The organism is Bacillus sp. HY001, assembly GCF_007558965.1.
Taxonomy (GTDB): Bacteria; Bacillota; Bacilli; order Bacillales; family Bacillaceae_G; genus Bacillus_A; species Bacillus_A mobilis.
Genome location: NZ_VLTE01000010.1, coordinates 1 through 10924, shown reverse-complemented (window position 1 = coordinate 10924; position 10924 = coordinate 1). Strand labels below are relative to the sequence as shown.

At 32.2% G+C, this 10924-nt stretch carries 12 protein-coding genes and 1 pseudogene; 6 read left to right on the top strand and 7 right to left on the bottom strand.

The genetic code is table 11. The features are described 5' to 3' along the window. Positions 1–369 precede the first annotated feature (369 nt). From FOT98_RS07825 to FOT98_RS07815, 3 genes are all read left to right on the top strand, one after another. Positions 370–1413: a tyrosine-type recombinase/integrase gene (locus tag FOT98_RS07825; RefSeq protein ID WP_078384169.1), complete on the top strand. Its 1044-nt coding sequence runs from the start codon at positions 370–372 to the stop codon at positions 1411–1413. A 212-nt stretch (positions 1414–1625) separates the two neighbouring features. Next, positions 1626–1952: a helix-turn-helix domain-containing protein gene (locus tag FOT98_RS07820; RefSeq protein ID WP_078384170.1), complete on the top strand. Its 327-nt coding sequence runs from the start codon at positions 1626–1628 to the stop codon at positions 1950–1952. Positions 1953–1978: 26 nt separating this feature from the next. After that, positions 1979–2389: a helix-turn-helix domain-containing protein gene (locus FOT98_RS07815; protein ID WP_394627033.1), complete on the top strand. Its 411-nt coding sequence runs from the start codon at positions 1979–1981 to the stop codon at positions 2387–2389. A gap of 102 nt (positions 2390–2491) precedes the next feature. On the opposite strand, the gene FOT98_RS07810 is transcribed toward FOT98_RS07815, so the two are convergent. From FOT98_RS07810 to tnpB, 5 genes and pseudogenes are all read right to left on the bottom strand, one after another. Further along, positions 2492–2842 carry a YolD-like family protein gene (locus FOT98_RS07810; RefSeq protein WP_078384171.1) on the bottom strand — a complete coding sequence of 117 codons (351 nt, stop codon included), beginning with the start codon at positions 2840–2842 and terminating at the stop codon, positions 2492–2494. Beyond that, positions 2839–4097, bottom strand: a pseudogene (locus tag FOT98_RS07805) (Y-family DNA polymerase). Before FOT98_RS07805 ends, FOT98_RS07810 begins: the two are co-directional and overlap by 4 nt. 282 nt (positions 4098–4379) lie before the next feature. Beyond that, complete coding sequence (locus FOT98_RS07800; protein WP_078384172.1) at positions 4380–4658, bottom strand: AbrB/MazE/SpoVT family DNA-binding domain-containing protein; 279 nt, start codon at positions 4656–4658, stop codon at positions 4380–4382. A gap of 161 nt (positions 4659–4819) precedes the next feature. After that, positions 4820–5260, bottom strand: a complete 441-nt coding sequence (locus FOT98_RS07795) for a hypothetical protein (protein WP_078384173.1) — start codon at positions 5258–5260, stop codon at positions 4820–4822. Between the two features lie 637 nt (positions 5261–5897). After that, positions 5898–7016 (bottom strand): IS200/IS605 family element RNA-guided endonuclease TnpB, encoded by a 1119-nt coding sequence (gene tnpB / locus FOT98_RS07785; protein WP_172107556.1) that lies wholly within the window; start codon positions 7014–7016, stop codon positions 5898–5900. A gap of 251 nt (positions 7017–7267) precedes the next feature. On the opposite strand from tnpB, the gene FOT98_RS07780 reads away from it, so the two are divergent. Then, entirely contained in the window at positions 7268–7540 is a 273-nt protein-coding gene (locus FOT98_RS07780) for an HU family DNA-binding protein (protein ID WP_078384175.1), read from the top strand. A 430-nt stretch (positions 7541–7970) separates the two neighbouring features. Here the strand turns inward: FOT98_RS07780 and FOT98_RS07775 are convergent, their stop codons facing one another. After that, positions 7971–8171, bottom strand: coding sequence for a hypothetical protein (locus FOT98_RS07775; protein ID WP_078384176.1), 201 nt, complete (start codon positions 8169–8171; stop codon positions 7971–7973). Positions 8172–8391: 220 nt separating this feature from the next. After that, a complete protein-coding gene (locus tag FOT98_RS07770) occupies positions 8392–9633 on the bottom strand; it encodes a hypothetical protein (RefSeq protein ID WP_078384177.1) in 1242 nt (413 codons plus the stop codon). Positions 9634–10016: 383 nt separating this feature from the next. Between FOT98_RS07770 and FOT98_RS07765 the strand changes: the two genes are divergently transcribed. Both FOT98_RS07765 and FOT98_RS07760 read left to right on the top strand, forming a co-directional pair. Beyond that, on the top strand, positions 10017–10499 hold the full coding sequence (locus tag FOT98_RS07765) for a thioredoxin family protein (protein ID WP_078384178.1): 483 nt from the start codon (positions 10017–10019) through the stop codon (positions 10497–10499). Between the two features lie 39 nt (positions 10500–10538). Continuing rightward, positions 10539–10924, top strand: a 386-nt coding sequence (locus tag FOT98_RS07760; protein ID WP_395940764.1) for a DUF418 domain-containing protein, incomplete at its 3' end; no start/stop codon positions are given.

Here is a 10924-nt window from a genome sequence, read left to right as displayed (position 1 = left end):
CAATGTTTGTAGTTTCTCTGTTTTGCCTGTTCTTGCTCATCTGTACAATTCACTGATAGGTTGTTCAGAGGGCAAATTGAACAATGGGTATCTTCTAAATTATGGATTTCTTGTAAAATTTTCAGACGAAGACTAGTCAAAAAAATCTCCTCCTACCGCATTGGATTGAAATGTACAAAAAAATCAATTAAATATTTCCATTATACATCATCTAAACAGAAACATTAAATAGTAAGGCGAAAATATATGTTTAAACATTTCATTTTATAAAACAATAAATAATGCGTTTATTGTGGTATAATAAGAATCATAAAAATTTATATAAAATATATGTTTGTCTTTTCATTCTAATAAAAGGTGTGTGTAAATTTGAATATTATAAATTACGAACATAGTAATCAACTTGTAAAATCCAAATCGGATTTTTTTGATAGCAGTCATTTCGAAAAAATTATGGGCATGGGCATTCGAAATATTGACTATTCCCAATTAAGCGAAGAATCATTAGTTTATTTATTTTTACACGATGAGCCTTCTTTAACGAAAAAAAGAAGTGAGCGAACAAAAAAACTTTATCTGCATGATCTGTCTCATTTTCTTCGATACATAAAAGAAAAAATAGGAACCATTCATGAGTTATCCCATAATGAGATGGAAATCTACTTCTATGAACTAAGTAAGAAGTATGCTGCCACTACATTACGTCGAAAGAAAACGGTAGTCCAACAGTTTCTAAAATACGTTTATGATAACAATGGTCTCTCAGATGACTATAGTAGTCGTCTCAAAAAAGTATCTGTAAAAACAGAAGATCTGGTCAATCGTGATCTCTTTCCTGAAGAAGTAAATGAAATACTAAATACACTGAAGAAAACAAATTTCTTTATGTATACATTGTTTTTCCTTCTTACGACTACTGGACTCCGGATTGAGGAAGTTGCAAACGCAAAATGGGCAGATCTTGTATTCCATTCCGCATTAAATGCTTATCTCTTACGTGTAGTTGGGAAGGGAAATAAAGCCAGGGAAGTTCGTATTTTTGAAGATGTACTCGACGATATCTGTCGCCTTCGTCAATTGCGTAAACAAACAAGTAAATTGGACGCCTCTAGTACATCTGCTTTTCTACCTAAAGCCGATGGCTCTTACTATAGGGCCGACTACTTATCAAAATATGTAGCAGAAAAGATTGAAGAAACAAACTTACCATTTTTACGTTACCGAAAGGATAGGATTACCCCCCATACCTGCAGACACTTCTTTGCAAATCATTTGATGGGAAAAGGTGTCGAACTTAAGAAAATACGTGACTATTTAGGACACGAATCTATTATGACGACGGAACGCTATTTAAGAGAACGTACAAGACGTCAAAACTTGGCCACAATAGATATCGGAAATTCGTTATTTTAGTAAGTATATATAATAGGAAGATTCTCGATTTGATGTATCGATTTCTTCCTATTTTTTTCGCGTATAGAATTATAAATGGCTTTCTATTATCACAACATCAAGACTAACTATTACAAATAAAAATAATTTATGACTTATTATAAGTCGTAAGGATGCAATTTAACTTTTCTGTTTTACACTAACGTTATAAATCAGAAAGGAAATGTGATGATATGTCTCAACTAAGTAAGCGACTTGCTGAATTGCGAAAAAAACAAGGATACACCCAATCCGATATATCACATCGCCTAAATATTGCCGGCATTACTTATGCCAATTGGGAATATGGGAAAGCTGATCCTGATGCAGATTCGATAATGCGGATTGCAGAACTGCACAATATCTTCATTGATGAATTGTTTGGAAGAAATAATCCTCTAGAAAGTAAATTAGAATCCATTAAAGTAGCACTTGCAGATTTACCTGCTGAAAAACAACAAGAAGCGTTAGATAATCTTATCGATTATACATATTTCATTAAAAAACACTTTACCAAATGAAATTAACCAAATGCAAATAACACCTTATGTATTATACGGTAGTAAAGCGACCATTTGTAGTAGTTGAAATTCTTAAATTTTATACTATAGTTATGATAAATTTTAGTGAAGTATTAAAAAGACTAAGAAAATCTAGAGATCTTACGCAAGAACAGATAGCTGAACAATTGAATTTAACTCGAAGCCAGATTGAAAATGGGGAAACCAATCGATACGAGTCTGATATTAGTACATTAATTCTTTTAGCTTCCTATTTTAATGTATCGGTAAATATGTTAATTGGTTATCAAACAGATTTTGAAGACGAACCAATTAAGGATCTGATTTCGACAACACAGGCTACCTATGCAAGTCTGGATGAACAGCAGCGTGAGCATTTTTGTAAACAGGTTGAACAATTTGTATTGATGATTGATTCTAATAGGGACATTTTCTAATGTACTAACATTACAAAAAACTTACCATTCTATAGTGGTAAAAATGTGTTTAAAATCCAGGGAAAGGTATGTGTTTGGATAGTCAAACCATACCTTTTTTCATTATTTGTGAATGCTACACTCTACAATATCATCTAAGTACAATGAATTGTTAAAACCAAATGCATCAGTAACAACTAATGTCTTATTTATTGCATCAAACTTATGAATTCCAACAATCTTATATAATATAATTCCATCTTTATAATGCCAGAGATCAATTTCTTCATTTGTCTGTATGGCTCGTTTTAACATTTGATTTATTTCTTCAGATTTTTGCGAATCTAATATTGGTTTGGAAACTTTTGATTGATCTTGAATTAATTTATGTAGACCTGCAAACTGTGTCGGCATACTAGCGAAGGGAGCCCATTTCTCAATGCCCCGCCCTCGTGGAATACGTGTTTCTTTCATGCCTTGTGGCCTCCTACGAGTGTGTTTCTGTATTTAATCGTTGAATGTGGTGTATAAGATATCGCCCGTAAAATGCTATTTCTACCGAATCGAGTTCGTATTTCATCTAAAGCTCTTGTTAACTTTATTTGTTGTTCTCGCTTCTTTATATCATCAAATATTGATATCTGTTCCTCACCTTCGCTTACTAAGTTAGTCAGAGAAATACTGATACTTCGAATTGGTTCGCCTGTATGCAACTGCATCAAATATTTTAGGCATATATGATAGATATCCATTGTCATACAAGTCGGCCGCTCAAATGTTACGCTTTTTCTAAAACCACCACCATATGAACGACTGTAACCTATGGAGAATTGAACGGTTCGAGCGAGTTTATGTTTCATTCTCATACGGTAGCAAACCTCTTCTATATGTTCTAACAGAATAACTGGTATTTCTGCAAGTTCGTAATCTCGCATTAATATTTGACTCTTCCCTATGGAAGTAGATTTTGGTTTGTATGTATCTGTAATCCGGCTAAAGTCAATTCCATGGCTATGGAGATGCAAATCGGTACCTATGACTCCAAATTCCTGCTGCAAATAGTTTAAAGGATAATGAGCTAGGTCACCTATAGTACGTATCCCTTTCCTATTTAACTTAGCCTCTGTTTTTGTTGATATTCCCCAAAACTTACTTAATGGGCGTATCGACCAAAGTTTTGTGGGTACATCACTATAATCCCATTCGGCTGTTAAGTCCGGATTATGTTTCGCCTCCACATCAAGTGCTATCTTTGCCATAAGCATATTTTTTCCTATTCCTATAGATACAGATATACCCTTTGTTTTCGTATATATTTCTCTTTGTAATTTCATCGCAAATTCTCTGGGATTATCCGCAAAAAGATGCAGTATCTTGTCAATCTGTATAAAACACTCGTCAATACTATATTGGAAATAATATTCTGCTGGAACGTACTGTAATATTATTTGAGATATGTAATTTGAACAACGTATGTATGTATCCATCTGCGGATTTACAACTAGCACATCTGGTATACTTGCTAGTTCGTATAGCCGACTGCCCTGCTTTATACCTAATTTTTTCAGCGGTTTAGTAGCAGCTAAAACAACAGAACCTGGTCTTGTCGTACCGCTAACTTTGTTTGTAGTGGATCATAACCTAATTTCACGCAAGAAACAGATGCGAAAAACGAAACAAGGTCTAGGCAAAATACTGTATTGTTTGGACAAAGTGAATAGTCATACACTTTATTATCCCTCCTTTGCAGAACGTTTGTTCTTATTATATTCCTACTCACCCTTAATATTCAACCTATTTTACGAAAATACGTTCGTTTTTATGGTGATTTGTGAATATTTATTGCATTTAAATTTATATATACTTAAAATATAATTTATTGGGTTAGAATGAATATGATATGAAAGATTGCTGATATATTTGCTATTGTAAAAGTAGTGTTAGTAGAATAATGGTGGTTCAAGTCAAAGAAAAAGACATCTATATAGATGTCTTTTTCTTTAATATGATCTTACTTAACTAAGTGTTGCTGGATTTCCTTAATTAAATGTTCAGCCCCTTCAGGACTAAGAACGATTTGACCATTAGCTAATGAAATATTTTTTTCTGAAATATCACCAGTTATTGCACAAGCATCATACGATTTATATTTTTGTAATATTATCAACTCAGCTTCCACAAATATTTCTATAGGATCTTTTTCTGCGATTCCTAATGTTCTTCTTAACTCCTTCGGAAGAACAATACGCCCTAATTCATCTATTTTACGTGTAACACCTGTAGATTTCATGGTATATCACCCTTTTACTTATTTTTAAAATCATTCATAGCCTAGTTCCAATGTTAAAACTGTAGCCTCATTTAACAGATATAGTTTTTAATTTCTTTCCCTGTTTCACGAAGATTTATATACTGTTCTATCGACATATTTTTCTTCTCCTCTCACTACACTTATATATCTAAATTCCTATTATCATCTTTTATTTCATTTTCTCTTTCTTTAGCTTCTAACATAAATTTAGCGTAAGTCATTATCTTTTCTAGCTCATCTTTCGTCGCGTTATAATCTGTGATATAACGTTCTTTTCTGCCTGGGCTCATATATTTATTTTTTTTCATTTCGTTTATTGTTTCTATATTCAAGATTTTTTCTTTTCCTTTTAACTCATGTAAGAGTTTTAAATTTATAGCTAGACCTATACTCCAAAGAGTCAACCCGATAACGAAAGAAGGTAATAGATGTACTGAAAGAGAGTTATTAATGAACATGAAATAGAGAAAATAAATAATTGAGATTGTCCACAAAAATGGATTGTAGTATTTTTGTATATTTTTATATTTTTGTATTTTTATTTCGTGTTGCTTTTTTCTTATTTCAAGAGTCTCTAACATGTATAATCTCCTTTTAAATTGTTTACAAAGGTCCATTTGCTAAATGCTCGTTTTTCATACGTTACCTTACTATGCTAGTACGCCACAATTTCGCCTAACAACGTATTAAATTTATTTATGGCCTAATCACTTTAACAATAGCAAACACCAGAAATCATTATAATAAACTTAAAACCATTACATGCAACGAGACCCCTGTATACTGACTAAATATTTCAGTGAATTTGTTATAAGTGACTTCGAATTTATTCTTAAAAATAAGTAAAATTACAGAACTAATTAAACATATAATTGCGCCGGTTAATCTTTTGATGTCAGGAGTATAAAGCTGGTTAGTTTTTAACCATAAGATAATACTCATCACTATGACAGTTGTAGAAAAGATGAAGATAGAAATGATAAGAGATAAAATTCCGATAGTCACAGCATCTTCATTTTATAGTAACAGTTCTAATACATCAATATTAAAAACCTTATATATAAATTTATAGAAATTAATTAAGGTTATTATATAACTATGAATAAGTTAAAGGGTGTTCAATATGACTAAAAAGAAACATTTTGAACTACCTCCACATTCACTTCGTTTAGAAGTGGGGGATTCCTAAGTAAAAGAGTTCTATCGAACTCTAATTGATTAGGCTATCTCCGCAGTCCTTGCGGTTAGAAGCCTTATCGCTTCATTCTTTAAATTAATACTTGCGTTAATATCCCTATCATGATGTGTACAACAAGAAGGGCAGTCCCATTTACGTAGATTCAGATTTTTAACGTCTTTGTTTTGGTATCCACAACAAGAACATAATTGGCTAGAAGCAAATGTTTTCGATACAACAATGACTTGTTTGCCGTACCATTTTGCTTTATATTCCAACATGGTTCGAAACTGTGACCAGGATACCTCACTAATTGCTTTTGCTAACTTATGATTCTTTAACATATTCGATACTCGCAAATCCTCTATACCGATAACATCGTGGTTTTTGATGATTTCAGTTGAGATTTTGTCCAAGTAATCTTTTCTAGCATTTGATATGTATTCATGAATTCTAGCTACCTTTACTCGTTGTTTATTCCAGCGAGAAGATCCTTTCATTCTTCTAGAAAGAGTACGCTGTGCTTTCGCCAATTTATCTTCTAATGATAGGAAAAACTTCGAATTTTTATAGAGTGTTCCATCTGACAAAATGGCGAAATCTTTTAGTCCTAAATCTATTCCAATGTAAGAATGTGTTTTCGGAAGTTCTTGTACTTCTATTTCAACTAATAGTGACACAAAATATCTACCAGAAGAGTTCCGTCTAACTGTAGCATTTAAAATACGTCCCTTTACTTCACGACTTTTGGCAAATCGAATAAGACCTAGTTTCGGCAACTTTATCCTGTTTCCTACAACAGCAATGTTTTCATTTGTTTTTTTTGTGGTGTAAGATTGTACGTTGTTTTTCTTAGATTTAAAGCGGGGAGCGCTGTTTTGTTTTTTGAAAAAGCGTGTATAAGCATCCGCAAGGTTGCGAACAGACGACTGAATCGCAATACTATCCACTTCTTTTAACCAAACAAGCTCTTTCTTCATGGCAGGTAGTTTGGCAGAGCATGTACCATAGGTCAAGCCTTTTCCTGTCTCTTTGTATGCGTGATCCCATAAGGATAGGAAATGATTGAATACAAAGCGAGAACAACCAATCGTTTTGTTGATTAGAATTGCTTGTTCTTGATTTGGATAGATCCGAAACTTATAGGCTTTATTAATCATCATTTGTTTCACCTCCATTTTGATATATATCTATTATATACCAAACGTACATTCGTCATATAGTGAAATGATCATGACAAATTGTCAATTAACACTTTACTACCTATCGAACAATTAATATGGCTTCCTGCCATCCCTTGTCCGAAGCCAACTTATCTAAACCTGTTCTAAATTTATACATATTATTAATTGCATCAAGATTATAAGCACGTTATAATGGTCACCTAATCACATATAAAGAGGTGCAGGAAATGAATAAGACAGAATTAACAAAAGTAGTAGCAGAAAAAGCAGAACTTACACAAAAAGATGCATCTGCAGCAACACAAGCTGTATTAGATGCAATTACAACGGCGCTAGCAAATGAGGAGAAAGTTCAGATTCTTGGATTTGGTACATTTGAAGTACGTGAAAGATCTGCACGTACAGGACGTAACCCACAAACAGGTGAAGAAATGCAAATCGCTGCTTCAAAAGCACCTGCTTTTAAGGCTGGAAAAGAATTAAAAGATGCAGTGAAATAATTACATATAATGAAAAGGGTTTGATATTCATATCAGACCCTAATGAGACTAACTTAGTTTTAGATATATAAAAATTCAATTTTCCTAATAGTATTTGAGATGATTCTGCTAATTTTACAAAAACTTAATATGCTCAAATTTAAATGTATAAATATTGATTTTAATGTTATACTAGATTTAACCAAGAAGCATCCAACAAATTATGATTAATCACTACATTTTCTTTCATAGTATGTCAACGTAAAAAAGACACTTTCTATAGTGTCTTTTTTTACGTTTCTAGATGAATATATTGACCACAACTTATATTTGGCAATTTTTATCGATGCCACCTGCGAACCCGTCAATGTTTCCCGTTTCTTCTTTTGATTCTTCAATGGTATTAACGCAAAATATTATTATAGACATCTCTTTTTTGGAAATAATACACCTATGTTAGCTTTTTACACTCTAAAATAAAGTCAATATCCTTGCAAGTAGTATCCTCATTGTAAATACGTTCAATAACTTCTGCTGCATACTCTTTATCTTCATATGTTTCTGCTAATCTCTTTAGATAGTTTTTTAAAATTTGTATTGCTTCTTCCTGGTCTAGATTATTTTTCATTAATTCAGGGTTGAAATATCCCAATTCGTACACTCCTTTTTCATTAATGTAATGATGATTTCTCTCTCTTTTCTCGCATATATAATGCAAATTGCATTACTTTTTATTTCGCAAATTACTCCCCTTCTGTTGCTCCTTGTTTAGCAGTTCCAATAAACACTAATCTAGTTGTTTATTCTATAAGAAATCTTCTCAAAACGGGGTGCTGCCAACACTTGGCGCCCCCACGTTAAACAATGGAATACTAAACTGATTTTTTAATAGATTGAACAATATAATCGCACACAAACTCATCTACGTTTTGATCTATATTAAATTTCATATTTAAAGCTCTGCTAATTTCATCAATAAACATAGCTAAATAACCGATATCCGTAGAGTCATTCCTGTCTTTTGTATTAAAATATGGAGCAATATTAGTGAAAAATTTTTCGCATTCTAGATAATTCTTTTTATCAAAATTTGGAGTGTAATCTGAAAAGATTTGCATTATGTCCAAGTCAGGTAACTCCTCACCAGGGATATTTACATCTATATAGTTCTCCCAATAGTCTGTCATAACGTTAATTATGCGCTTATAAATAAGATCTTTTGCTTTTGAAGAGATATCTGAACTGTTTTTTGTATATTCCATTAATCTTTTTAAGCCAAACCCATTCCAATGTTCAATTCCACTCTCAATAATATACTCACCTCTTAAATCTTTAGATACTAACTCTGCTATCTTATCGAAGTTAATTTTGTTATTTTCTTTGTCTATTATTACTTCGATAGGAGGAAATTTACGAGTACTTTTAACTGTTTTTACTTGGTCAGCGCTAGTTATAAAATACTCAATTTGTGCCATCACAATATTTCGGACTTGTTCTGCTTTTAAATATATTCTTTGGTCAAGAAAGCTTTCATTTTGTATGTGATAATCAGCTGTCGATAAATTATCCTTTTTAGATTTGTCTTGTTTGTCACTCGCTATTTCCAAACAATAATCCATTTCAGCTAAGCTTTCATTGTTGAAATAACTAAGTTGAGTAAACGAATCATTTTCTTTATTGCTAAAAATCCTCCAAAGTTGACTATCTTTATACCTCTCTAACTTTAGAGATTCAATTTTTGTAAGCTGCTCTCCTGAATGAACAATAAGTGTTCTGATATCTAAAAGAGTATTAAATTCATCAAGAGTTTTATATTCTTTTAAATCCCATAATCTTTTTAGATATTTCATTGCATTATTTAATCGATACAGATTGTTAGCAAAATGATCCGCTTGCATACTTGGAATGCCTGATTTATTTCCTATACCTAAAAACTCATTGTCTAATTGGCCAAAATAATCAATACATCCTCGAATAATCCAAACCAAGGGAGCTTCTGAATTATGAAAAGTGGTTTCAGTTTGATGTTTTTCTTGATACTCATTAAATTTCTCTATTAAATCTTTTGCCGTGGTATTAAATTCTGTTGAAAGTTTAACAATAATTGGCTCCATTAAATTACTCCATTCATCTAAAATAATGATTAGTTTTATTATATCATTTAGGCTTTTGAGACATAGATCGTTGCATAGTTTAATGTTTTATGGAGAGGTACATTGTATCTAACAGTTGTAGGCAATACAAAGAATCCCACTGTTGTAATTTTTATTAATTTTTAAATATATTTTGGTACGTGAAATTATATATACTAAGGTGTTTCTTTGTTTTTCTTTTGAAAATTATTATAGCATTCTATATAAATGTTATGTTATTATATAGATAGAAAATTTGTTCCCATTGTTTATACTCTATTGTACGTAGCGTGAAGGACAAACCTTACGCCCAGTTAACTCGGGCGAGGTTTGTCCTTTTTTTTTACTTTAAGGAGGAATTTACTATGAAAAAAGTCTACAAAATTGGAGCAATTGTTACTACATTATGTGTTGCTTGTATCGCTATCTTTACTTTCACTAAAAATGAATCTGTTAACCCAGAGACTGTAACACCAAACAAAACAATTGTATCAGCTGCAGAAACAAAAGGATCACTCGAAAATATTAAAGATATTTCAAAAGAAGAATTAAAGCAAAAAATACAATCCCATGAAGAGTTTATTGCGTATTACTATCAACCAACTTGTCATTATTGTAAAAAGGCAGCACCAGATATCAATAGTATGTCAAAAAAGCATGATAGAACCATCTATCGTATTGATATCTCTACGCCAGAAAATCAAAGTGCCTTTCAAGAGTTCGACATTCCTGGTACTCCAGTTGTTGTAGCTTATAACAGAGGCGAAGAAATTGAACGCCTAGAAGGGGCAGTATCAGCTGCTACATATGACGGATTCTTTGCGAGACGTAATTCGAGCGCTAGTTAATATAGTGCTCGTTTTTCTTTGTAAGAAAGGGGAATTTACATGCAACAAAACGTCCGTATTTATTCTTTAGACATACTAAGGGGGATTGCCATACTATGTATCCTATTTGCTAATCTACCTACTATGACGGGACTAGATCCCTTTAATCAAGCGGGTTACTCCGGTACAGATAAAGTAATTCGTTTTTTAATAGATTTGTTTATACAGGCAAAATTCTATACTATTTTTGCGTTCTTATTTGGAGTAGGGTTTTATATCTTTATAAAAAATGCTGAAGCAAAAGGTTATTCTATGTATAAGCTGTTTAATCGTAGATTGTGTATCTTACTACTCTTTGGTTTACTCCACTTTATCTTTCTATGGTATGGAGATATTCTACACGCATATGCCTTAGCTGGTTTTATCCTATTGTTCTTTTATAAGCG

Bases quoted from the DNA above. Each gene is read 5' to 3' on its own strand.
- tnpB (WP_172107556.1), bottom strand. From the start codon at position 7,016: ATGATTAATAAAGCCTATAAGTTTCGGATCTATCCAAATCAAGAACAA.
- FOT98_RS07780 (WP_078384175.1), top strand. From the start codon at position 7,268: ATGAATAAGACAGAATTAACAAAAGTAGTAGCAGAAAAAGCAGAACTT.
- FOT98_RS07770 (WP_078384177.1), bottom strand. From the start codon at position 9,633: ATGGAGCCAATTATTGTTAAACTTTCAACAGAATTTAATACCACGGCA.
- FOT98_RS07800 (WP_078384172.1), bottom strand. From the start codon at position 4,658: ATGAAATCTACAGGTGTTACACGTAAAATAGATGAATTAGGGCGTATT.
- FOT98_RS07765 (WP_078384178.1), top strand. From the start codon at position 10,017: ATGAAAAAAGTCTACAAAATTGGAGCAATTGTTACTACATTATGTGTT.
- FOT98_RS07815 (WP_394627033.1), top strand. From the start codon at position 1,979: ATGTATTATACGGTAGTAAAGCGACCATTTGTAGTAGTTGAAATTCTT.
- FOT98_RS07795 (WP_078384173.1), bottom strand. From the start codon at position 5,260: ATGTTAGAGACTCTTGAAATAAGAAAAAAGCAACACGAAATAAAAATA.
- FOT98_RS07810 (WP_078384171.1), bottom strand. From the start codon at position 2,842: ATGAAAGAAACACGTATTCCACGAGGGCGGGGCATTGAGAAATGGGCT.
- FOT98_RS07820 (WP_078384170.1), top strand. From the start codon at position 1,626: ATGTCTCAACTAAGTAAGCGACTTGCTGAATTGCGAAAAAAACAAGGA.